The organism is Chryseobacterium sp. MEBOG07 (genome assembly GCF_021869745.1).
GTDB lineage: Bacteria > Bacteroidota > Bacteroidia > Flavobacteriales > Weeksellaceae > Chryseobacterium > Chryseobacterium viscerum.
In genome coordinates this window covers 254087-278312 of record NZ_CP084579.1, presented here as the reverse complement: position 1 = coordinate 278312, position 24226 = coordinate 254087, and the positions used below count along the sequence as shown (strand labels likewise).

Annotated in this window: 25 protein-coding genes; 18 read left to right on the top strand and 7 right to left on the bottom strand. The window is 36.6% G+C overall.

All coding sequences use genetic code 11. The features are described 5' to 3' along the window. Positions 1-26 precede the first annotated feature (26 nt). On the bottom strand, positions 27-530 hold the full coding sequence (locus LF886_RS01315) for a superoxide dismutase family protein (protein ID WP_103231828.1): 504 nt from the start codon (positions 528-530) through the stop codon (positions 27-29). 240 nt (positions 531-770) lie between these two features. Here LF886_RS01315 and LF886_RS01310 point away from each other — a divergent pair, with 240 nt between their 5' ends. From LF886_RS01310 to LF886_RS01265, 10 genes are all read left to right on the top strand, one after another. Then, complete coding sequence (locus LF886_RS01310; protein ID WP_236852303.1) at positions 771-1421, top strand: 4'-phosphopantetheinyl transferase family protein; 651 nt, start codon at positions 771-773, stop codon at positions 1419-1421. 87 nt (positions 1422-1508) lie between these two features. Beyond that, a complete protein-coding gene (locus tag LF886_RS01305; protein WP_236852302.1) occupies positions 1509-2411 on the top strand; it encodes a GyrI-like domain-containing protein in 903 nt (300 codons plus the stop codon). A gap of 92 nt (positions 2412-2503) precedes the next feature. Continuing rightward, a complete protein-coding gene (locus LF886_RS01300; RefSeq protein WP_236852301.1) occupies positions 2504-4750 on the top strand; it encodes a TonB-dependent receptor in 2247 nt (748 codons plus the stop codon). 51 nt (positions 4751-4801) lie between these two features. Continuing rightward, positions 4802-5461, top strand: coding sequence for a hypothetical protein (locus LF886_RS01295; RefSeq protein WP_236852300.1), 660 nt, complete (start codon positions 4802-4804; stop codon positions 5459-5461). 144 nt (positions 5462-5605) lie between these two features. Next, the gene (locus tag LF886_RS01290) at positions 5606-6919 is read left to right on the top strand and encodes a 2TM domain-containing protein (protein ID WP_236852299.1); all 1314 of its coding nucleotides are present in this window, start codon (positions 5606-5608) and stop codon (positions 6917-6919) included. A 4-nt stretch (positions 6920-6923) separates the two neighbouring features. Continuing rightward, the gene (locus LF886_RS01285; RefSeq protein WP_236852298.1) at positions 6924-7229 is read left to right on the top strand and encodes a 2TM domain-containing protein; all 306 of its coding nucleotides are present in this window, start codon (positions 6924-6926) and stop codon (positions 7227-7229) included. 75 nt (positions 7230-7304) lie between these two features. Beyond that, positions 7305-7874: a methyltransferase family protein gene (locus LF886_RS01280; RefSeq protein WP_236852297.1), complete on the top strand. Its 570-nt coding sequence runs from the start codon at positions 7305-7307 to the stop codon at positions 7872-7874. A gap of 122 nt (positions 7875-7996) precedes the next feature. Then, entirely contained in the window at positions 7997-8293 is a 297-nt protein-coding gene (locus tag LF886_RS01275) for a 2TM domain-containing protein (protein ID WP_236852296.1), read from the top strand. A 31-nt stretch (positions 8294-8324) separates the two neighbouring features. After that, positions 8325-8600, top strand: coding sequence for a 2TM domain-containing protein (locus LF886_RS01270; protein ID WP_236852295.1), 276 nt, complete (start codon positions 8325-8327; stop codon positions 8598-8600). A gap of 60 nt (positions 8601-8660) precedes the next feature. Then, the gene (locus LF886_RS01265) at positions 8661-9404 is read left to right on the top strand and encodes a LytR/AlgR family response regulator transcription factor (protein WP_236852294.1); all 744 of its coding nucleotides are present in this window, start codon (positions 8661-8663) and stop codon (positions 9402-9404) included. Positions 9405-9514: 110 nt separating this feature from the next. On the opposite strand, the gene LF886_RS01260 is transcribed toward LF886_RS01265, so the two are convergent. Together LF886_RS01260 and LF886_RS01255 are read right to left on the bottom strand one after the other, a co-directional pair. Beyond that, positions 9515-10741: a DUF6051 family protein gene (locus LF886_RS01260; protein WP_236852293.1), complete on the bottom strand. Its 1227-nt coding sequence runs from the start codon at positions 10739-10741 to the stop codon at positions 9515-9517. Between the two features lie 251 nt (positions 10742-10992). Continuing rightward, positions 10993-11889, bottom strand: a complete 897-nt coding sequence (locus LF886_RS01255) for a hypothetical protein (protein WP_236852292.1) — start codon at positions 11887-11889, stop codon at positions 10993-10995. 112 nt (positions 11890-12001) lie between these two features. Here LF886_RS01255 and LF886_RS01250 point away from each other — a divergent pair, with 112 nt between their 5' ends. The 3 genes from LF886_RS01250 (at position 12002) to LF886_RS01240 (ending at position 15126) form a co-directional block, all read left to right on the top strand. Then, positions 12002-13849 carry an SPFH domain-containing protein gene (locus LF886_RS01250; protein ID WP_103231841.1) on the top strand — a complete coding sequence of 616 codons (1848 nt, stop codon included), beginning with the start codon at positions 12002-12004 and terminating at the stop codon, positions 13847-13849. Between the two features lie 175 nt (positions 13850-14024). After that, the gene (locus LF886_RS01245) at positions 14025-14762 is read left to right on the top strand and encodes a glycine-rich domain-containing protein (protein ID WP_236852291.1); all 738 of its coding nucleotides are present in this window, start codon (positions 14025-14027) and stop codon (positions 14760-14762) included. Between the two features lie 13 nt (positions 14763-14775). After that, the gene (locus LF886_RS01240; RefSeq protein ID WP_236852290.1) at positions 14776-15126 is read left to right on the top strand and encodes a hypothetical protein; all 351 of its coding nucleotides are present in this window, start codon (positions 14776-14778) and stop codon (positions 15124-15126) included. Between the two features lie 62 nt (positions 15127-15188). Here LF886_RS01240 and LF886_RS01235 read toward each other — a convergent pair whose 3' ends face one another. Continuing rightward, positions 15189-15398: a hypothetical protein gene (locus LF886_RS01235; protein ID WP_236852289.1), complete on the bottom strand. Its 210-nt coding sequence runs from the start codon at positions 15396-15398 to the stop codon at positions 15189-15191. A 134-nt stretch (positions 15399-15532) separates the two neighbouring features. Further along, a complete protein-coding gene (mnmA, locus tag LF886_RS01230; RefSeq protein ID WP_236852288.1) occupies positions 15533-16720 on the bottom strand; it encodes a tRNA 2-thiouridine(34) synthase MnmA in 1188 nt (395 codons plus the stop codon). 189 nt (positions 16721-16909) lie between these two features. On the opposite strand from mnmA, the gene LF886_RS01225 reads away from it, so the two are divergent. Then, complete coding sequence (locus LF886_RS01225) at positions 16910-17437, top strand: hypothetical protein (protein ID WP_103231846.1); 528 nt, start codon at positions 16910-16912, stop codon at positions 17435-17437. Positions 17438-17582: 145 nt separating this feature from the next. Here the strand turns inward: LF886_RS01225 and LF886_RS01220 are convergent, their stop codons facing one another. After that, a complete protein-coding gene (locus LF886_RS01220; protein ID WP_124532892.1) occupies positions 17583-20120 on the bottom strand; it encodes an ATP-dependent Clp protease ATP-binding subunit in 2538 nt (845 codons plus the stop codon). 152 nt (positions 20121-20272) lie between these two features. Between LF886_RS01220 and LF886_RS01215 the strand changes: the two genes are divergently transcribed. From LF886_RS01215 to LF886_RS01200, 4 genes are all read left to right on the top strand, one after another. Then, positions 20273-20500 (top strand): uroporphyrinogen decarboxylase, encoded by a 228-nt coding sequence (locus LF886_RS01215; RefSeq protein WP_109737861.1) that lies wholly within the window; start codon positions 20273-20275, stop codon positions 20498-20500. Beyond that, positions 20497-21594: a glycosyltransferase gene (locus LF886_RS01210; RefSeq protein WP_236852287.1), complete on the top strand. Its 1098-nt coding sequence runs from the start codon at positions 20497-20499 to the stop codon at positions 21592-21594. The genes LF886_RS01215 and LF886_RS01210 overlap by 4 nt, the downstream gene beginning before the upstream one ends. A 45-nt stretch (positions 21595-21639) precedes the next feature. Next, a complete protein-coding gene (locus LF886_RS01205) occupies positions 21640-22059 on the top strand; it encodes a SufE family protein (protein ID WP_103231849.1) in 420 nt (139 codons plus the stop codon). 547 nt (positions 22060-22606) lie between these two features. Further along, complete coding sequence (locus LF886_RS01200; protein ID WP_317207674.1) at positions 22607-23032, top strand: glycosyltransferase family 9 protein; 426 nt, start codon at positions 22607-22609, stop codon at positions 23030-23032. On the opposite strand, the gene LF886_RS01195 is transcribed toward LF886_RS01200, so the two are convergent. Then, positions 23022-24143: a hypothetical protein gene (locus LF886_RS01195; protein WP_236852286.1), complete on the bottom strand. Its 1122-nt coding sequence runs from the start codon at positions 24141-24143 to the stop codon at positions 23022-23024. The two genes, LF886_RS01200 and LF886_RS01195, sit on opposite strands and share 11 nt — an antisense overlap. Positions 24144-24226: the final 83 nt, after the last annotated feature.

The following is a 24226-nucleotide window of genomic DNA, read 5'->3' as shown; positions in this document are numbered from 1 at the left end:
TAGCGGTTTTTTATTGAGTAAAAAGATTACTTAATTTCTACGCATCCCACTCTTCCTCCTGCATTTCCGGTAGGCTGAGTATGGAAGTCATCTGCTGCTGCGTGTACAATAAGACCTTTTCCGATGATGTTTTTAGACTCATCTGTACAACCCAGACACCATTTGTCTGTCTTGAAAGTCAATGTGGCAGTTCCGCTCTGATCAGCAACCAGGTTTCCTATATCTCCCATGTGGAAATGTTCAGCACCCCATTTACCGTGATCATTCTTGGAAGGATTCCAGTGGCCTCCGGTGGAAGTTCCATCTGCTGCAGAGCAGTCTCCTTTTTCATGAATGTGTACTGCGTGGATTCCAGGAGTAAGGTTCGTGATATCAAGCTTCATGGTTACCCCATTTCCATTTTGGGTAAACTTCGCAGTTCCTCCTGTCTGTGTTCCGCTTTTGGCATTTACGGAGTACATTTTTGTTGTTCCGCATGAAACTGCTAAAAATGCAAATCCCGCCAATAGTGCTAATGTTTGTACTTTCATTTTTTAAATGATTTATAGTGATTTTACGATAAATTTATAAAAGATTTTCCAAAGCGCTTTATGATCCGGGTCTTTTTTAAAAAGATAGTGTAAATAATAAACGCAATTAGGCTGCTTTTAACCTTAAATTTTTAAACTTGGACAGGATGGTTAACTTATTTAAAAAGAGATGAAAAAAAGCTTATTTTAGTCGTCAGAAAGCAATTTATAAATCCGGTATCTCTGGCAGGAAAAAAGAAAATGATTATTCTGTATGCATTCATCAGTGAAGAAAAACATGAGTCTCTTTTAGACAAATATCTGCCTGCATTTTCTCAGGAAGCTAAACAGGATATTCTGAGATACAGAAGATGGCAGGATGCACAGCTTTCTTTACTGGGAAAGATTCTTTTGCAATATGGATTGAGGACTTATTATAACATCCCTCAAGCAGAAACGGGTATACTTCCCAACAAAAAACCCTACTTAAAAGACCAAAACCTTCATTTTAATATTTCGCATTCCAAAGATCTTGTGGCTTGTGCTATTGCAGAATATCCCTTGGGAATAGATGTAGAATTCAATAATCCTAAGACCAGCTATCTGGATTTTACATTCCAAATGACAGCAAATGAGTTTCAGGAAATGGATACTTCTGAAGATAAAACAGAAAGCTTCTTTACCTATTGGACCCGAAAAGAGGCTGTCATAAAAGCGCACGGAGCAGGGATGCTGCTTCCTCTGGATTCTTTTGAAATAATTAATAACGAATGCGTCATTGAGGATGAAAAATTCTTTACCAAAGAGATTTTTATTCATGAAGACTACCATAGTTATATTGCCTCTTCAGATCCGAATATTAAAGACGTAATTCCTTTTTTTAAACATTTTGAAGAGGATATTGTACAGTAAAAAAATGAAAAGTTCTCTTGACAATAGCAATAAAAGACAACAGAATTCCAGGGCAGAAAAATATCTTTGTTAACTAACAATTTTGAATTGGAAGAGTATAAAAAGCGAATTGTAAAGACAATTCAATATATTGATAATCATATTGATGCAGATTTGTCTCTGGAAAAGGTTTCAGAGATAAGTGCCTATTCACCGTTTCATTTCCACAGAATATTTAAGCAGATTACAGGAGAAACCCTTCAGAGTTACATTATCAGGAAGAAAATAGAGAAAAGCGCTCTTCATCTGGCGCTGTATAAACATATGGAGATCAAAGAGATCTATTGGAATCTTGGATTTTCAAACCACTCAGCCTTTTGCAAAACATTCAAAAAACATTACGGTCTGCCTCCTACAGAATTCCGTAAATCAGCTCCCAAAATATTTCACAAGATTTTACAAACACAAAGCAAGAACGGACAAATTGATACAGTTTTCAGCCAATACATTTGCAATATCGAAAACCTATTAAATTGGACGAACATGAATTTAAAAATCGAAGTAAAAGAAATGCCGGAAATGAATCTGGCAGCAGTGATGAGCCTGGGAATTGCAAATGTGGAGCCTTCCTTCAATATTTTAATAGACTGGGCAAGTAAGAAAGCTCTTTTCCCAAGGGAAAACGTCAAGATGATTTCAGTGTATCATGACAGCTGCAAAATAACACCTCTGGATAAAGTAAGGATTCACGCCTGTATGCTTTTGGATGAAAAACTGGCACAGCAGGAGGGAGAAGTATTTGCCGAAACCATAGATGCCGGACGATTTATTGTAGGAAGTGGTGAAGTTACCCTCGACGATTTTGAACAATGCTGGGTTTCTTTATTTTTATGGATGAATGAAAATAAATACAGCATAAGAAGAACCCTTCCTTTTGAAATCTATCATTCCAACTTTAAAGAACATCCGGAAGGAAAAATGATCGTGGATTTTTGCATTCCAATCCATTAATTACCATTCGGTAACAAAAGAATGCCTTTCGGTCAAAATTTTTTTCCAGAAAGGCATTTCTCATCCTATTTTTGACTCAGAAAATAATAACAATGAAAACAAAAGGACAAAATCTACTGCTTCTGATTTTCCTTATCATTTCCATAATGGGATATTCACAAGTGAAAATCTCAGGAAAAGTAGCCTTTAAAAATAAAGGAGTAAGTGAAGTAAATGTAACCCTGAAGGATACCTATGATGGTACTACCACCGATGCCCAGGGAAACTTTTCTTTCGAGACCTCAGAAAAAGGATCTCACATAATAACCTTTACCCATCCGAAATATGAGAACATAGAAAGAACAATCACTATTGATAACCAGGATGTTTCTTTGAATGTAGATCTTAAAGAACAGATCAGCGAGATTGATGCGGTAGTCGTTTCTGCAGGTTCTATTGAAGCCAGTGATAAGAAAAGAGCGACTGCACTGCTTTCCCCAATTGATATTTATACCACCGCAGGAGCAGACGGACAGATTTCTTCAGCATTGACCTATCTTCCTGGGGTACAGAAAGTAGGAGGAACTGAAGGGTTGTTTATTCGTGGAGGTACAGGCACTGAATCTAAGATTTTTATGGATGGAAGCCTTATCAACAATTATTTTTCTAACTCTGTTCCGGGAATTGCAGGAAGGGATCAGTTCAATACTTCTCTTTTCAAAGGGAATATATTTTCAAGTGGTGGCTATTCTGCATTGTATGGGCAGGCTCTTTCAGGTGCTTTGATGCTGGAAAGTGTTGATCTTCCGGATGAAAGTTCCTATAGCCTTGGTATATCGCCTATTTTCCTGAGTGCCGGATTTCAGAAGCTGGGAGACAATAAAAACTATTCCTACGGAGCTACAGCAGGATATTCTCTTTTAAGCCTGATGCAGAAAGTCCTGAATTTTAATACCGATTTTGTGGAAGCACCACAAGGGCTTAATGGGGATATGAATTTTAGATTCAAAACAAAATCAGGGGGCTTTTTCAAATATTACGGGATGTTCAATTCCAATAAAATGGGAGTAAGATCAGAAAGTCTTGAACCTGGATATGATTTCAGTCTGGTAAAGCTTAATGGTAAAAATACGTTTCATAATCTGTCTTTTAAACAGAAATTTGGAAGATACCTTCTGAATGTAGGTGGGTCTTATTCTTACAACAAATCAGATCTTCATTTTTCTACAGAAACGAATGAGGTAGAATCCAACAGAAGCCAGCTTCTTACCGATGGAAATTATTTGAATTTTAAAGCGGTCCTGGAAAGAAAGATCAACAAAATCAGTGCTGTAAGAGGAGGTTTTGAACTGAATAATACCGATGAAAATCTAAACTTTGAAAAAGTACAGAAAAATTATAAAGATTTAATCTCTTCGGCTTTTGTAGAAACAGACCTTGGCTTTAGTAATGCTTTGTCTGCGAAAATCGGAGTAAGGGCAGAGAATTCATCTTTCTTAGGAAAGAGCAATATTGCCCCGCGTTTTGCTATCGCTTATCGTCTGGCAAAAGACTGGACAACTTCATTAGCTTACGGTCTTTTTTATCAGAATCCTGAAAGTAAATATATCAATGGTCCTGCAGATCTTGGTTTCCAGAAATCACAGCATTATATTTTTCAGGTTCAAAGAGCTTCAGAAGGCAGAACGTTACGTTTGGAAGCATTTTATAAAAAGTATGACCAGTTGATCAAAACATTTAATGTAACACCGAATAAAGAACAGAATCAGCAGATTCAGACTGCTTTGAATAACAGTGGGTATGGCTATGCAAAAGGCGTTGAATTTTTCTGGAGAGACAACAAAAAAACGTTTGAAAATATCGACTACTGGATCAGCTATTCATTCCTGGATTCCAAAAGAGATTTTCTCAATTATCCGGTCAGCCTTCAACCAAGTTTTGCTGCTGAACATACACTTTCAGCTGTCGCAAAAAGATTTATTCCGGAATGGAAACTTGGGGTAAATCTATCATACACATATGCAAAAGGGCGTCCCTATTATGATATTGCTTCTACTTTTGAGAATGGAACAGCAGTTAATTATACCCGAAACGAAGGTAGAATGAAAGATTACAATGCTTTGAACTTCAGTATCAATTACCTGCCTAATATTGGTAAGAAAAATGCGAAGGCTTTTCCTGTATTTGTATTGAGTGTAAGTAATATTTTAGGATCAAAGAATATATATGGCTATAACTTTTCTGCGGATGGATCCAGAAGTTCAGCAGTCGTTCCTCCGGTAAATACTTTTGTGTTCATAGGAGCATTTATAAGCTTTGGGGTGGATAAAACCGATGATGCCATCAATAATAATTTATAAAAAACATAACTTAGGACAAACAAACATAACTAACTTTTAAAATTTGATATCATGAAAAAATACCTTTTAAGCTTTGCTTTAGCTTTTATAAGCTTAACTGCTTTTGCACAGGCCGATTACGACAAAATAATGTCTGAGAAAATTGCCAAAATTGAAACCTGCAAAACGGCTGAAGATTTCCAAACACTGGCCAATGATTTCCAGAGAATAGGAAGTAAAGAGAGTTCCAAATGGCTTCCGGCTTATTATGCAGCATTTTCTTATATTCAGAAAGGAAGAACATTGATGAGAGACGGAAAAATGCAGGAACTGGATGGTATTGCAGACCAGGCTGAGAAACATTTGTCAATGGCTCAGAATCTTGCAGGAGCAGATAATGCAGAAATTCACCTGTTGAGAAAAATGTCTTACTCTCTTAGAATGATGGTAAATCCCCAGCAGCGATATATGACAGACGGTGCAAGAGCTGCCGAAGAACTTAATATTGCAGAGAAATTAGAGCCTGCGAATCCAAGAATCGCTCTTATCAAAGCAGAAGATATTTATTTTACTCCTGAACAGTACGGAGGAAGTAAAACCAAAGGATTGGAAATGTTCAAAGATGCTCAGGCAAAATTTAAAGCTTACAAAACAAAAACAGCTTTAGATCCTAATTGGGGAAAAGGAGAAGCGGATTACTTCATTAGCCTTCCGGCTGAAAAAGCGAAATAGTCCTATTTCTACTTTTCATATACAAAATCAACCTTCATTCGTGAAGGTTTTTTTATACCATTCGGAGAAGAAAATAAGCCTCTCGGTAAGAATTAATTTTTGATACCTTTAATAAAAGCTAATTTTGAGTCAAGAAAAAAGATCATGAAACGGAAAAATTTTATCATACTATTCTGGGTATCGCTTACAGTCTCGATGTTTTTCTTTTTTGTTTTTACAGAAGAAAAGAATTTTGAAAACTTTTTTTATACCATACTTATCTCTTTTATTTATTCTTTTGTATTGGGAGGAGGAAACGGAATGCTGAATAGCTTTCTGAATAAAAGAATTCCGTGGTCTGAAGCTACTACTAAAAGAGCAGTTATAAGTATTGTTTCTATTATTGTAGCCAATTTTGTACTCGTCTATTTTTGTAATTATGTCAATTTTGTACTCATTCAAAAAGCAGCGACTACAGAAGAGTTTTTCTGGGGAAAATATAATTTCCTCAACTGGTTTACGATCAATATTGCATTGTTGATATCAGCATTTCTTCATGCCAGAAGCTTCATGGAAGAACTGAAGAAGACTTCCCGAAAAGAAGTAGTAGAGCAGAAGCTTATCGCTAAGTCGGCAAACGCTCAGTTTGAAAGTTTAAAGAATCAGCTGGATCCTCATTTCCTTTTCAATTCTCTGAATGTCTTAAGTTCTTTGATTGATGAAAACCCACTACAGGCTCAGAAGTTTACTGCTTCAATGTCAAAGATTTACCGGTATGTACTTGAACAGAAAGATAAAGAGCTGGTAACGGTGGAAGATGAAATAGAATTTGCCAAAACATACTGTGAACTGTTAAAAACCAGGTTTGAAGACAGCGTAGGTTTTACGTTTGATGTTCCAAAGGAAGACTATCAGAAATATGTTGTTCCGCTGGCTTTACAGCTGCTGTTAGAGAATTGTATCAAGCATAATTTTGCTACATCATCAAAACCTTTGATCATCAGAATTTTTTCAGACGGAAATACGCTTTGTATTGAGAACAACTTACAGGTAAGAGAACAGATCAAAGAAAGCTCAGGCATTGGTCTTTCCAATATTGTACAGCGTTATTCCCTGCTTACGGACCGGAATGTGTTTATAGAAAAATCTGAAAATTATTTTAAAGTGAAACTTCCGATGCTTTTAGCTAAGCCTCATGTTTCCAGTTCGGAACCTGAGGATGAAACTGCGGCTTACAAAAGAGCACAGAAAAGGGTAAAAGAGATCAAAGGATTTTATAAGAACTTGATTTCATATTGTACGGTTTGCTCCTTTTTAATCTTTATCAATCTTTTTACGAGCAGCAGAACGCAATGGTTCTGGTTTCCTGTTCTTGGATGGGGAATCGGGGTTGCTTCCCACGCCTTTCAGGTGTTTGGAGTAGGAGATTCATGGCAGGAAAAAAAGATTCGTGAAATAATGAACAAACAAAAAAAATAAATCGATGGAAACATTTGATGAAAATGATATTGAATATCAACGCGCCAAAAGACAGGTAGAAAAACTACGCGGCTTTTACGGACATCTATTTGCCTATTTGGCAGTGAATGTAATGATCGTTTTGTATAATTATAACCATCTGAAGCCTGGAGAAAGTTATTTTCAGTTTAAAAACTTCTTTACAGCCACTTTCTGGGGAATAGGGCTTGTGGCACATGCCGTTACGGTTTTTGTGCCTCAGATTAACTTTATCAGAAAATGGGAAGATAAGAAGATTAAAGAGCTGATGGATAAACAGAAAAATCATTAGACACAAAATAGTAAAAAGCAATCCTTATAAAGCTGCTTTGCAATTTTGCCCTTTTAACCTTAAAAAAACTGAAAAATGAACACCTTATCCATACTATTTTACATTTCAATGGCTGCCTGGTTTCTCAGTGAATTTCTCTATAAAAACATGCTGAAATCTGGTAAAGAGGACCAAAAGAACAAGGATAAATCAACCTTGAATATTCTATGGCTGGCCATCCCTTTTTCTATTGCAACCTCAATCATCATCTCTACTTATACTCATTTTCCGATGGTGGATGGCAGCTGGATTCTTTATCTGGGAGAGCTTTTTATTCTGATCGGAATTATTGTCAGATATATAATCATCAGATCACTGGGAAAATATTTTACAGTAGATGTTACCATCCGACAGGATCATCAGATCAAAAAAGAAGGCTTTTATAAATTTCTGAGACACCCTTCCTACGCTTTTTCTTTGTTGACTTCCATTGGGCTTGGTTTGTATTTGAATAACTGGCTGTCATTAATCTTCGCTTTTGTACCACCGTTTTTAGCCTTTGCTTACAGGATTAAAATCGAAGAACAGGCTTTGGTGGAAAAGTTCGGTGATGAATACATAGAATACAGGAAAAATACAAAGAAACTGATCCCGTTTATCTATTAATGACAGGCTTTTACCATTCGGATAGCATTTTCTACCATTCAGTAATATAAAATTGATTTGAGCTTTTTCCTGACCTACCTTTGACTCAAGAAAAAACAAATTAACCTTTAAAACAAAACATTATGGAAATTTTACCAAATAAAGAAACAATTGCTTACAGAAAAGCTTCAAGAAGAGTAAGAGAACTGAAAGAATTCTATGGAAACCTTACTTCTTATTGCCTGGTGATTCCTTTTTTAGCCATATTAAATCTTTTGACTGCTCCGGGATATTTATGGTTTTTATGGCCGGCAATGGGCTGGGGAATTGGTATTGCATTTCATGCAGTAGGGGTATTCGGAATAGGAAAAGGCTGGGAAGAAAGAAAAATAAAAGAACTGATGGAGAAAGAAGAAAAAGGGAAAATAAAAACATTATAAACGAATAAAATAACTAAAAACCTATACAATCATGGATTACGAAACAGCTGCTACAAGAACAAGAAGTATCAAAAGATTCTATAAAAGCCTTTTTATTTTTGCAATTTTTGCTGTTCTTATCATTCCCGATGATATTTTTGGAGAAAAGATTATCAGCTTCAATTTGTTTGACAGATATACCATCCTTGGGATCTGGGGATTTATCATCCTTATAAAAGCATCAAAACTGTTTCTTTTTGATTCTGAATGGGAAAGAAATATGATCGAAAAAGAGCTTGAAAAAGAGAAAAAGCCGATAAAATATTAAAATCTGCCCACTTTTATCTAACTTTATTTTCTAAAATCTAAAAACCAAAATTAAAGATCGATGATCAAAACTGTCATTATAGAAGACGAAAAACCTGCTTCAAGGAAATTAGAAAGAATGCTGAGTAAATTTCCTGAAATTGAGGTGGTTACCAAAATAGAATCAGTAGAAGAAGGCGTAGCCTGGTTTTCTGAAAACGAACACCCGCAGCTGATCTTTTCTGATATCGTTCTGGGTGACGGATTGTCTTTCGATATCTTTGAAAAAGTTCCTACCAAAGGATTCATTATCTATACGACAGCTTTTGACCAGTACACACTGAAAGCATTTAAGCTGAACAGCATTGACTATCTTTTAAAACCTATTCTTGATGAAGATCTTGAAGGAGCGGTGGAGAAATTTAAATCATTCATTCCTGCCAATGACACGAATGGCTCTCAGGATATAAAACAGCTGATCAGAAAAGAAAAGTCTACTCTTTCCAGGGTTTTGGTTAAAATAGGGTACAACCTTAAAATTATACAGACACCGGAAATAAGCTGCTTTTTCAGTGAGAATAAAATCGTATATCTTCAGACAGGAGACCGTACATATCCGTCAGATTTTACCCTTGATGAATTGGAAGATGTTCTGGATGAAAAGAAATTCTTCCGCGTCAACAGACAGTTTATTATCAGCTCAGATTACATCAAAAACATCCATACTTCGCCTTATTATAAAGTAGATATGGAGTTTCAGCCCGAAGAAGAGATTACGGTAAGCAGAGATCGCGTGAAAGATTTCAAAGACTGGTTAGTCAGCTGATAAAGAAGGAAGATGTTTGATCATGCTTCCTCATCACTCCAAAAACAAACACCATGGATCTTATATTATTGATTTTTAAACTATTTCTGTCTCTTTTTTATAAATAATAACTAAGAATTATAAAAATCGCTGGCAGATTTTATAAACTGATGAAAGGCTTCCGTAACCTCTTTCTTGTGTTTATGGGTCAAAGGAAATGGAACCATATGTGAATATTCATACGGGAAATCTTTAATTTCAACGTCAACATTAATATTCCTGTAGCCTCCCTGTAAAGTATTTAAAGCTTCCATCGGAGGAGCAACACTGTCTTTTTCCAAGACATATGCTTTTATCTGAGACTGAATTTCATGCATTCTTTCTTCCCTTTCCTTTTGAAAATAATTATAACGGAGCATCTTTTTGAACCAGCTTTCCTGAGGATGTAAACCTTCATTCTGATAATGTTTCAGACGGGTATCCGATTTGAAATCTGAGCTGAGTAGTTCGGTAAAAACAGACTGCATTTTAATGGCAGCCTGTGTATCCATAATGTATTTGGATATCGGAAACATCCGGTCTATCGTCATTCCTCCACAAAAACAGAAAACTTTGGATTGGGTGAAATAATGATTGGGATCAGCCATTTTGATGATCAGAGAAAGGAAAGACCCAATAGAATATCCAAATAAATCCAGATCTGCATTAGGAGAAATGCTTCCGATTTTATTGTTTTTAATATCTTTTACGACCTCCGTAATATCCGAGTAGGTCTGAAGCCCGGACCAAAAAATTCTTTGTGGATGAGCCTCCAGCCTGGAACTTATCGCGGCATTCACATAAGAGTAATTCGTATTCTCTGGAAATTTTTTCTTTCTAAAACTTACCACTTCCATCATATGATGACGGTTACTCCAGATAGGTTCTGCCCGGTCCATGTGAAAAGCTATGGGAAAGAGGATAATGGCTTTATGTGTTTTTTGAGCCAATTCATAGGCCCAGGGTAAATATTTGTCCCATTTCTTCTCATTCAAACCATGGAAGAAAAAAATACATCCTTTCGCTGTTTCCACATCAGACCTCTTAAGGATATAATATTCAAATCTTTTATTGCATTCAATATCAAAATCGTTGATGTCTACAGCTGGGTGATCATGAAAATGGTGTTCTTTTTCGTTGATTTTTAGTTGTTTATTGTGTTGGCCGCAACGTTGATGTTCCGGACCATAAAGAAGCTCAGAAGCCTTGGACTCAAAAGAAATGGCTTCAATACTAACATTCAATTCCTTTATTTCAATCATCGCTTTTCCGGAATCAAAATGACTTTTCAAAACTTCATACAATTCATAATATTCCATAGCAAGAGGATTGAGGATTCATAATTAGAACTCTCAATTTAGAGAAATATTGCTGTAATGTATTGATTTTTAAAGGTTAAATATATTCAAAGCATAGGAGAAAAATGGTAATCCCCGGAGCAGTTTTGTTCCGGGGAGGTGTATATATGAATTGATAATGATGTTTCTTATTGTTATTGATCCAGTGAGATGACAGTTTTAAATCCGTTGCAACAGCTTTCAAAAATGCTAAGGTCTTTTTTAATTCTTAATTATCTGTAATCTATTCTGTTAGATTCAGTGTCTTCAAGCTGTTTAATGATCGATTCAGGAATCTCATCACTGTCAATCGGGAAGCTGATAGAATCTGAAATAAAGTTTTTTCTGTCTGCTTTTCGGAAGATTTCAAACAAAGCAATCGGTTCCTGATTGAAACTTATACAGGTGCTTATGAAATGGATTTCGTGGAGTTTATAGTCTGGGTTCTTAAGTTTTTCTTTAATATCTTTTATTCTTGAAATAAAATGTCTCTGCCGGATAAAAGTATTGCTGTTCATGATGATAAAAACATAATCAGAATATGCTGTTACCTTACCAAAATACTTATGCTGGTCACCACCGCTTCTTTCAATAAAATACTCTCCGGTTGTTTCAGACTTATAAATTTCCATTGCAGAACGCCATATCCGGTCTTCTTTTGCCAGCAAAGGGTTGTCGGGTAGGTTTCTATTGTATGAATACCAGCAGCCCACTAAACGGTCTAAAAGAGCGGTATTCTGGTTTATATTATTCATATCAATTCTGAGATCATTGAAATTGAATGATTCCGTATTAGAATTAATGAAATCTATATAATTGGAATACCCCAAAACTTTGACAATCTGGCTTAGCTTAGCAAGATTGGGTCTGCTCGGAACAGCATTTTCATTCTGCCTGAATTTTTTCAGTTTATTGATGATCAGGTGTTCATAAAGGTAATTGGTTCCCAGAAGATCAGGTTCTTTTTTTATTCCTTTTTCTGAAAGATCATTAATAATGAGATCATTCAGCTCAGCACAGACATAAGACCATTCTGTTTTGGTAACATCTTCCCAATGGTTTTTCTTTAAAAATTGCCGGCTTAAAAAATTCATGAGTTTCTCAAGATGCAGAATATCGTCCTTTTTCATGGGCTTTATTTTATGAGACTAATTTAAGATTTTTATCAGACTAAAAAATACTGCGGCAAGACTTTTATATTTTAAAATCCAATGATATTTGAATACAAACAAAATAAACATCATGGAAATAGAAAACATTTTACAATCAGCTTGGTTAATACCAGCAGTTGTTATCATTGGAAGCCTCTTATTTTATAAACTCATTTTACGAGTATTCTTCGGATTGGTCATTATTCCCGAAGATAAGATAGGACTGGTCACTAAGAAATTTGTATTAATTGGAAAGCAGGAATTACCGGAGGGCAGAATTATAGCCACAAACGGTGAAGCAGGATTTCAGGCCCAGACTTTGGCTCCGGGGATCTACTTTTGGAAATGGATATGGCAGTATTCTATCCATTTTCAGCCTTTTACAATTATTCCGACAGGAAAGATAGGTTTAATTTTAGCGAGAGACGGGAGAGAGCTGGAAACAGGAAGAATTCTGGCAAGAAAAGTAGAATGCGATTCCTTTCAGGACGCAGAAGCTTTTCTAAAAACCGGCGGAAGAAAAGGAAGGCAGACCGCAGTCATTGCACCGGGATCATACCGGATAAATACTTTATTATTTGAAGTTTCATTAACGGATATGACGCAGATTCCGGATAATGCAGTCGGAGTTATTACTACTTTAGAAGGAAAACCTTTGGAAGAAGGGAAGATCGCGGGGAAAATAGTGGAAGAACATAATAAGTTTCAGGATGTAGATTCTTTTTTGAATAATGGAGGGTATAAAGGATTGCAGGAGCAGGTTATTTTAGCCGGCTCTTATTTTTTAAACCCCTGGTTTGTTATTCTGGAAATGGTAAAAATGACTGAAATTCCAATAGGTTCTGTAGGAGTTGTCATAAGTTATGTAGGAAATGAAGGAAAAGATCTAAGCGGAATAGAATTTAAGCATGGAAATATTGTCGAAAAAGGCTGCAAGGGAGTCTGGGGAGAAGCACTAGGACCTGGTAAATATCCTGTCAACCCATACATTATGAAGACAGAGCTGGTTCCTACGACAAACCTTGTATTAAACTGGGCCTCGGCAAGAAGTGAATCTCATCAGCTGGATAAAAATCTTTCAACAATCACAGTACGAAGTAAAGACGGCTTCCCGTTCAATCTTGATGTTTCCCAGATCATTCACATTCCATCCAATGAAGCTCCAAAAGTAATCGCCCGCTTCGGAAATATGATGAATCTGGTGGGGCAGGTTTTAGAACCTACCATTGGGAATTACTTCAGAAATTCTGCTCAGGACAGCGATGTGATCGCTTTCCTTGGAAGCCGAAAAGAACGCCAGCAATCGGCAAGAGAGCATATCAGCAATGTATTGGAACAGTACAACGTTTCCGCAGTAGATACGCTGATTGGAGATATTGTTCCTCCTGAAACACTAATGAAAACTCTCACAGACAGGAAGATCGCGGAAGAACAAAAGACAACATTCGAGGTTCAGAAACTGGCACAGGAAACCCGCCAAAGCCTTGAAAAGGAAACCGCAGTTGCAGATATCCAAAAAGAAATCGTAACGGCCGATCAGGGAGTATTGATTGCAGAACGTGTTGCCGCAGCAGCTGTGAAAAAAGCCAATGGGGAAGCTGAAAAAACAAGATTGCTTGCCAAAGCCAATGCCGAACAGATCTCTTTAATAGGGAATGCGGAAGCCGAAAAAATCCTGGCCATCGGTAAATCCAATGCGGAAGCCTATAAGCTGTCGGTAGACGCAATGGGTGAAGACAACTTTACCCAACTCAAAGTAATGGAATCTATTGCCAATCAAAATGTTAAGATAATGCCGGATATCCTAATCGGAGGAGGAGACTCTGCAAACGGGGGAATCAGCGGATTGCTGGGTCTAAAGCTTTTAGAGCAGATAGATGCCAAAAAGCCGGTAAAAAAAGTGGAAAAGAGAAACTTTGATGATACGACTCAAGATTAAGCATTAAGATTCTCTTCAGTAATAAGTTTAATGATTTAAAACCAAACATAATCAAGTCTAAAAAAGAGATTTAAATACCTTAAAAGTGACACCAGTTAAATTATAAAGAGCAGTACATACATGAAGACATAGAGATTAAAAACGATCAAAAAAAAAACAATTAAATAATCACAAAATGAATACGAATAAATTAGCAACAGATAACGAGTTATGGCAAAGAATCTCAGATTTTTCCATTGATAAAGCAGACGCTGCATTTCCGTTTTCAAAAAAACTGGCAAAAGAAGAACGCTGGAGCCAGGATTTTGCGAAGAAAGCGATAGAAGAATATAAAAGATTCGTTTACTTATGCTGTATTTTGCCAAACGGAGCTTCACCAAGTGAAACGGTGGATAAGGTATGGCATATGCACCTCATTTATACCCAGAATTATTGGGAAGAATTTTGCCCCCATATTTTAAAGAAATCACTTCATCATCATCCTTCTAAAGGGGGTGCTTTGGAGAAAAAGAAACACCAGAACTGGTTCGAAGATACATTGGTACAGTATCGGAAAGTATTTCAACAGGAAGCCCCTGAAGAGATATGGAAAGAACTGAAGAAAAAATCCAAAGTGCAGTCCTGGATAAAAAGGATGACTTTTTTTGCTCCGATCTTTATTTTACTTCTGCTGTATTCCTGTACAGAGGGAACAGGGTTTACGGGATTGCTGATCACGGCTGTAGTATTTGTGATTATTTTTATCCTGGGAGCTATGACGTCAATAATGGGAGATCAGGAGACTTCTGATCCTGGTAAAAAGGATAAGCAAAGCCCTGATGGAGGAGGAAGTTGTAGCGGCAGCTCTGGTTGCAGCGGAGGAGGAAGCTGTGGCGGAGGTTGTGGTGGTGGATGTGGAGGCTGCGGTGGATAAAAAATGAATAATTATGAAAAAAATAACCATTCACTCAGTTCCAGTTGTAATAAGCTTTATATGGCTTTTTGCAACATGTCAGACCTTTAATCCTTTTACTCTTAAAGGGCCAGATTTCCTGAAGTTTTATATTATCCTGCTTCTAGGATTTTATGCTTCTGTTTTTATGATAAATTCTCTGACAGAAACAATTCCGAAAACAACACTGTATTTCGGAGGTCTTATTTTTTTATTGGGAATTATAAAACTGATAAGAGGAATGCTACTGGGAAAGCCTATCGGATTTTTGATCATGATTTTAATAGCAGAATGTATTGTCACCGTGTTTTTTATGTTGGCTCATGTCAATAAAAAGATCAGGTAAATAGTAATAAAAAAACAAACCCGAAACAAAAATGTCCCGGGTTTTATAATGAGTTATTAATATTAAATATTTTTCTTTTTTTCCTCTGTGGGCTGGTAACCATACTTACGAACCATAATCGAGGTCAGGACTATCAAAATAAGGCTTATCGCAATATTTGAATTTTCCGGATGTACAATTGCCTGATAAAGGTTATATCCAAAAACAGCGGATACAATTGAGATCAGGATATTGTTTGCATAGGCATACTGGTTTTTTGTCGTTGTTTTCATAGTACTATTTTTTATTGTTATTTACTCAGTAAGTATGACAACTTAAAAAACGTTACAGAAAATTTCAAAAAAATTATTTTCTTTTAAAAAGACAACCTTAAACTGCGTTCCCGCAAACTGAATTCCAAATCTTTTTATGCAATCACCCCGCTTCCGATAAGCTCATCATCGATATACCATGATGCAAATTGTCCTTCAGCAATGGCAGACTGCAGCTCATCAAATTCAATATAAAAAGCATTTTCAAACTGATAAATGGTTGCTTTCTGCAAAGATTGTCTGTATCTGAACCTGGCCAGTACTTCCATAGACTCTCCGTTTTGAAGCTTCATGTCTTCACGAACCCAATGCAGTTCAGAATTATCAATTTTCAGGGCTTTTTTGTGAAGTCCGGGGAAATGGCTTCCTTCTCCTACAAAAATGATGTTGTTTTCCATTTCTCTTGAGATGATAAAGCAGCTTTCTTTATGACCGCCTATTCCAAGACCTTTACTTTGTCCGATCGTGAAAAATTGGGCTCCCTGATGTTTCCCGATTACTTTTCCGTCAGCTTTTTTATAATCGATTTTTCTGGATAAAAATTCAAGTTCCTCCTCTTTAGATGAAAATTCAGGTTTTTCTTCCGAAAACAGAGGTGAATCTTTGAAAATTTCTACGATTTCACCTTCATTGGGTTTCAATTGCTGTTGAAGAAATTGAGGAAGGCTTACTTTTCCGATAAAACATAATCCCTGAGAATCTTTTTTATCAGCAGTTACCAATCCAATTTCTTTAGCGATTTCTCTTACCTGAGGTTTTGTCAATTCTCCAATTGGGAATAAAGCTTTTGAAAGCTGATCCTGGCTTAGCTGGCATAGAAAATAAGACTGATCTTTATTGTTGTCTTTCCCTGCCAGAAGGTGGAAAATTTCTTTCCCATTTTGATCAAAAGTAGAATTTACTCTTGCATAATGTCCTGTTGCCACCTTATCCGCGCCCAATGACATTGCGGTCTTCATAAAAACATCGAATTTTACTTCTCTGTTACACAATACATCGGGGTTTGGCGTTCTTCCCTTTTGATATTCAGCAAACATATAGTCAACGATACGTTCCTTGTACAGTTCACTCATGTCTATTACCTGAAATGGGATGCCCAGTTTTTGAGCGACCATAAGGGCATCATTACTGTCTTCGATCCACGGACATTCATCTTCTAATGTTACCGAAGCATCATTCCAGTTTCTCATGAACAAAGCCACTACTTCATGACCTTGTTGTTGTAGCAAATATGCTGTAACACTGGAATCTACACCTCCAGAGAGGCCTACTACTATTTTCATTGTATTTCAATTTTACGAAACTCTTAACGGGAGTTCTTAGTTTGATGCGGCAAAAATACAATTAAAAACATTCGTAAAAAAACCATAATTTTAAACATTGATAAAAACGATGTTAATCGTAACCACCACTATCATCCACCAGAATAAGTGGAGAAAGCAAAGAATATTACAAAAACAAAATATCTATATATGAAAAAGCTTATTATTTCTCTAATGCTGATTGGCTCAGGATCCGTCTTTTCCCAGGTTTCTGTGGGTACACCAACACAGGAAGGCAGCAAATGGACTTTCGGTGGTGGAATTGGAGTGGGTTTCGGAAGCAACAGCGCTTTTAATTTGTCGGCTTCACCCAGAGTAGGCTACAGGCTTACCAATGATCTTGAAGGTGGAGTAATAGGAACTGTTTCGTGGCAGACATCAGATTATTATAAATCTACCATGTTTGGAGTGGGACCATTTATGAATTACTATTTCGCCAGATCATTTTATGTGGGAGCGAACTATCAGCACTATTTTGTTGATTATAAGGATAAATACTTTGATTATAAATACAATACAGAAGAAAATGCCCTGTTTCTAGGAGGAGGATATATGCAGAGGATCGGGAATAACTCCTTTATGCAGCTGGGACTCATGTATAATGTACTTTGGAAACAAAATTCCAGTGTGTTTTCAAGCGGTTTGGTTCCTAATATCGGTTTTGTTGTGGGGCTTTAATCTTATAATTCAATCAATAGGAGTGGGCTTTGGTCCGTTCAATACAATATTCAAAATGCTATTTGCTTCAGCGAAAATGTATAAAAACAAAAAGCCCCGGGAAATTTCCCTGGGCTTTTCTATGAAAATTAAATTATTTATTTAATTAAGATTGAGAAGACTTCTCAGCCGCTGATTTTTTCGTTTTCTGCGCTTTTCCAATCAGTCCGTCTTTTGCTTCATTAAGGTCAAGAACTACGGTTTCTCCTTCATTCAATTGCTTGTTTACCAGCATTTCTGCCAATAAGTCTTCAATATATTTCTGGATCGCACGTTTCAATGGTCTTGCCCCAAAATCTTTATCCCATCCTTTTTCAGAAATAAAGTCCTTAGCCTCTTCAGTAAGATCAACTTTATATCCTAATTTTTCAAGTCTGCCATAAAGCTTGTTCAGTTCAATATCAATGATTTTCTTGATATCATCCTGTACAAGAGAGTTGAAGATTACAATATCATCAATTCTGTTCAAGAATTCAGGAGCAAAAGCTTTCTTAAGGGCACTTTCAATGGTGCTTCTCGCTCTGGTATCTGAACTGGTCTTTTTAGCTGAGGTTCCAAATCCTACACCATCTCCAAAATCTTTAAGATCTCTTGTTCCGATGTTTGAAGTAAGAATAATGATCGTATTTCTAAAATCAATTTTTCTTCCTAAGCTATCTGTAACGTGTCCTTCATCAAGGATCTGCAACAGAATATTGAAGACGTCAGGGTGAGCTTTTTCAATCTCATCCAGAAGAACTACAGCATAAGGTTTTCTTCTTACCGCTTCAGTCAACTGACCTCCTTCTTCATATCCTACATATCCCGGAGGCGCACCAACTAATCTTGAAACAGCAAATTTCTCCATGTATTCACTCATGTCAATTCTGATCAGAGATTCATCGGATTCAAAAAGCTCTCTCGCCATTACTTTAGCCAATTCTGTCTTACCAACCCCGGTTGTTCCAAGGAAAATAAATGTACCAATCGGACGGTTCGGATCTTTAAGACCTGCTCTGTTTCTTTGAATAGCCTTAACGACTTTTTTCACAGCATCTTCCTGACCAATCACTTTTCCGTTCAGCTTTTCATCCATCTGGGCAAGTTTGTCAAGCTCGTTCTTACCAACTTTCGTTACCGGAACACCACTCATCATAGAAACCACTTCTGCTACATTTTCTTCCGTTACGGTTTCTTTTTTCTCTTTTACATCCTTATCCCATTTTTCCTGAGCAGAATTCAGTTCCATCTGAAGACGTTCTTCTTCATCTTTAAGCTTTCTTGCTTCAAGATAATCCTGAGCTTTTACTGCTTTCTGCTTCATTTCTTTGATATCTTCGATTTTCTTTTCAAAATCAATGATCTCTGTAGGAACTTTCATATTCTTAATATAAACACGAGATCCTGCTTCATCCATCGCATCAATTGCTTTGTCCGGTAAGAAACGATCTGTAATATATCTTGATGTCAAATTGACACACGCCAAAATTGCTTCAGGAGTATAAATTACATTATGATGTTCCTCATATTTATCCTTGATTTGATTCAAAATCTGAATAGTTTCCTCAATATTGGTAGGTTCTACCATTACTTTCTGGAATCTTCTTTCTAAAGCACCATCCTTTTCAATATACTGGCGGTATTCGTCCAGGGTAGTTGCCCCGATGCATTGAATTTCACCTCTTGCTAAAGCCGGCTTGAACATATTGGAAGCATCTAAACTTCCCGTAGAACTTCCTGCTCCTACAATCGTATGAAGCTCATCAATAAATAAAATGACATCTCTGTTTTTCTCCAGTTCCGTCATGATGGCCTTCATTCTTTCTTCAAACTGACCACGATATTTTGTTCCGGCAACTAAACTTGCCAAATCTAAAGTGATCACACGTTTTCCGTAAAGAACTCTGGATACTTTTTTCTGTTGAATTCTTAATGCTAACCCCTCCGCAATCGCAGATTTACCAACACCCGGTTCCCCGATAAGAAGCGGATTGTTTTTCTTTCTACGGGATAAGATCTGAGAAACTCGCTCAATTTCTTTCTCACGTCCGATTACTGGGTCCAGTTTTCCGTCTCTGGCCAAAGAAGTAAGGTCTCTACCAAAGTTATCCAATGTAGGCGTTTTACTTTTTGCAGAACCTAAGTTTCCTGTAGGCTTTCTCATTTGCTCAAATTCTTCTCTCTCATCATCATCATCATAAGCACTCATCTGTGGTGACTGCCCTGAATTTTTAAGCATAGTTTGATATTCTCTTGAAACTCCTTCATAATCGATGTCATAAGCTCCCAGAATATTTGAAGTAGGATCCTCATATTTATAAAGAATACCTAAAAGCAGGTGAACGGTATTAATTTCATTGCTTTTATATTGTCGGCATTCTAACTCTGCACGTTTAATGGCATGATCCGCCATCTTGGTGAAAGAAATATTGGTAACCTCTTCAGAAATAGGATTAAGACTTGCTGTATTTAAAGTTTCAATTTTTCTTCTGATTTGTGTTAAATCCGCATTAAGGTTTTGAAGGATTTCTTTTGCAGAGTTTTCCGTTTTTATAATACCTAAAAGTAGATGTTCTGTATTAAGAAATTCACTTTTCAGCCGTTTAGCTTCGCTTTTGCTTTGTTTGAACACTTGGCTCAAACCTTGTGAAAACTTATAATCCATAATATATCTCATTAGAATAATGGCAACGTTGCCATTTATTCATTATCTAAATTACAAATATTTTACCAAAAATCAATTAATGACTTTATGGCAGTAAAAAATTTTATTATCTTATTGAAAATGATTAAGTTTGTTATCCTTAAAAATTTCTCATGAGCCCCGAATCTACTACTTATATCGGATATTCTGCCTCAGTTTTTATCGTGCTGAGTTTCATACTGAAAGATGTAAGAAAAATTAGAATTGTCAACATGATTGGCTGTTTTTGTTTTGTCATTTATGGCTTTTTTAGTGGGCCGTTATGGCCGGTTATCATTCCAAACGGATTGATCTGCCTTATCCAGATCTATCATTTAATACTAGGCAAGAAAAAGGAATGAGGAAAAAAGTAATCACTTCAGCTTTTAGCAGCCTGTATACCGACCAACGAATAGAAAAGGTGTGTAAAACCCTTTTTGATAACGGATATCCCATAGAACTTATAGGAAATGACTGGGAAGGAAATGAGAAAATGGAGCGTCCTTATCCCTTTTCCAGAATAGAATTGAAGTCAAAAAGTCTAAAGACTGCCTATTTTGAATTCAACTGGAAGCTGTATAAGGAGCTAAAGAAAAAAGCTGACAAAGATACTATCCTTCATGCCAATGACATAGATGCACTTCTGCCAAATTATCTCATTGCCAAAAAACTGAATATCCCTTTGGTCTTTGACAGTCATGAAATTTTCACAGAAATGCCATCGGTCCAAAACAGATTTTCACAGAAATTCTGGAGAGTACTGGAAAAGAAACTGGTTCCTCAAATAGAATTCATGATGACAGAAAGTGAAAGCTACGCCGAATGGTTCCATGAAAAATACAATGTGGATCCTGTTGTGGTAAGAAATATTCCGAGAAAAATTCTTTCTTTGCCGGAAATTCCGGAAAACCAGCCTAAAATAATTCTGTATCAGGGAGCAATCAATCAGTCCCGGGGAATTGAAAAGATGATTGTCGCGATGCATCATATTAAAGATGCTGTTCTGAAAATCGCAGGGGACGGGCCAAAGAAAAAAACATATGAAGAATTGGTTACTCAGGAAAAACTGCAAGACAAAGTCTTCTTTCTGGGTAAGCTGAAACCGGAAAACCTCAGAGAAATAACTAAAACGGCAGATGCGGGTTTCAGTCTTGAGGAAAATAATGGGGTAAGCTATTATTATTCTCTTCCTAATAAGGTTTGTGACTATATTCAATCCAGAGTACCGCTTGTAATGATTAATTTTCCTGAGATGCAGCGAATCAAAAATCAGTTTGATGTAGGAGAAATCATTACAGATCATCAGCCAGAAACTATTGAGAAAGCAATTAATCTGGTTCTTGAAAGAGGAAGACTGTATTATCAGGGCGAACTTAATAAAGCTGCAGACGTATTTTGCTGGGAGAATGAGGAATTGAAAATTCTACAACTTTTTGAAAAGGCATCCCTTAAATAATTTTTACAAAATTGGTTATCTTTGCATAAAGAAATTTGATTTAAAATGACCATTAAAGAAAAACAGCAGGAAATAATCGATGAATTCGCATTTCTTGAGGATTGGGAGCAAAAGTACGAGTACATTATCGATCTTGGAAAAGAACTGAAAGGCTTACCGGAAGACAGGAAAACCGAAGACAATCTGATTAAGGGCTGTCAGAGTAAGGTTTGGATAGATGCTGAATATAAAGAAGGTAAACTTTTCTTTAATGCAGATTCTGATGGTATTTTACCAAAAGGGATCGTGTCTCTTTTAGTCAGTATTTACAGTGGGCATTCCACTCAGGAAATACTGGATTCTGATTTCGAATTTATTGCAGAAATAGGATTGCAGGAATTTCTTTCGCCATCGAGAGCGAATGGATTGATGGCAATGACCAAGCAAATCAAATTTTATGCTGTTGCTTATCAACTGAAATCATAACCGTGACTAGAATTTTAGCATATCGTTTTTCCGCATTCGGAGATGTTGCGATGACTGCGCCTGTTTTCAGAGAATTTCTGGAGCAGAACCCCGGCGTGGAAATTATTATGGTTTCAAGGAAGAACTTTGAAGCCTTATTTGCCGGAATTCCCAATGTTATCTTTAAAGGAATTGATCTGGATGATTATAAAGGTCTGTTCGGATTGCGAAAACTGAGCAACGAACTGATCCGGGAGTTTAATCCCGACTGTGTTGCCAATCTTCATGATGTAATCCGGACCAAGATTTTAGATAGGATATACAGAAGGAAAGGGCTGAAAGTTTTCAAAATAGATAAAGGAAAAGAAGAGAAAGAACATCTTACGGATGTGTGGAATCTTGATAAAGTACAGCTGAAAAAAACAGTGGAGCGCTATGCTGATGTATTTCGTAAAATGGGATTCAAAGTAGAGCTTTCACATTCACTAAGGCCTATTTCAGAGTACAAATCGGGGATTGGTTTTGCTCCTTTTGCCCAACATAGAGGGAAGATGCTTCCTTTAGAGAAATCATACGAACTGGTCAGAATTCTGGCAAAGAAGCATACGATCTATTTCTTTGGGGGCGGCAAAAAGAAACAGAAACCCTTGACCAATGGGAAGCTGAAATTCCTAATACAAAAAACCTTTCCGGAAAGCTAAATCTTACTGAAGAACTCAACCAAATCGCTCAACTGGAGCTGATGATTTCTATGGATTCTGCCAATATGCACCTTGCCAGTCTTGTGGGAACCAGATGTGTTTCTATTTGGGGAGCAACCCATCCTTATGCCGGATTTTTAGGATTCGGACAGAGTGAAGAAGATGTTGTTCAGGTAAAGGATCTTACCTGCAGACCATGTTCTGTTTTTGGGGACAAAGAGTGTTACAGAGGCGACTGGGCTTGCCTGGAAGAGTTTAATATTCAGAAAGTAATAAATAGGGTTAATTTTTAAAAATAATTTTTACCATTTCTTCGGCTTTGGAATGATCTGAATGTCTTTTTTCCAGGATTTCTTTCCTGTTTCTGGCGGTATCATAGTCTTTTTCAGCTGAAGTGATGATTTGTTGGCGAATTTCTGCCATATCAGTACCATAAAGGCATAAACTCATCAGGGTGTGATCATCTGTGATATTTTCATTAATAATAACAAACCGGCTGTTGTAAAGGGTGTTAAAAAGCTTCACTTTGGTTCCTGAATTTTGATAAGAAAACAGAATGTTTGCATGGGCATTTTCCAGAAGGTGATGAAGGTTTTCAGTAGTTTGAATAGGAGTGAGGCTGATGTTCTCAATGGCTGAAATTTTCTTCTTAATATCTTCACTGGCACGGTCAGATGCGACAACCAGCTTATATTGAGGAAGAGTTTTAAATAAATCTATAGTTTCATTCAGCGCCTTTTTATTATCGGCGGTAGTGAGATCTCCATGGAAAAGAAAATAATTTCCTTTTTTGTCCAATTGTTTTACCGATTGGTTGCCGTGGAAAATATGAATAAGCTGCGCATTTTTCGAATAATTGTTGACTTCGTTGTACTCCTTTTCAGACAGGCAGAATACGGTTTTAAATCTCTTGAGAAGCTTTTTTTGATATCCTGTGTATTTTAAAGATTCAATTTTATACACAATCTTTTTGAATATGTTTTTTTCTGACAAAGAAAGCCCTTTATAATATTCCGTTTCGTTGTTGTGATGGCGGAGATAGAGTGGAGTTTCGTTACTTTTCAGAAACTGGATGATTCGGGTTGTCTGCAAGCCTTCGAATAAGATCGGAGCCTTTATCTTTTCAAGATTTTGAAGGAGGGCTTGGGAATCTCTGATCGCAGCGGCAAATGGTGTTCCTGAAAAATAAAGGAAAGGGTTCTTTTTCTTTTTATAAAAAAATACATTTTCGGTAATCTCTTTAATTTCCGGATCAATCGTTTTAGGAACCTGGTCTACAAAACAATGAAGATAGATCTTTACTTTCAGATCATGTAAACTCTTGATCTTATAATAAACATCAATAATTCCACCATAAGAAGGAGGGTAGGGATAGTTGAATGATATGATATGGAGTTCCTTCACGTGAGCGAATTCAAATGCAGGCAAAGGTAAATAAATATAAAAGAAAAAAGAGTTTTTGTAATAGGGATAAAACAAAAAAATCT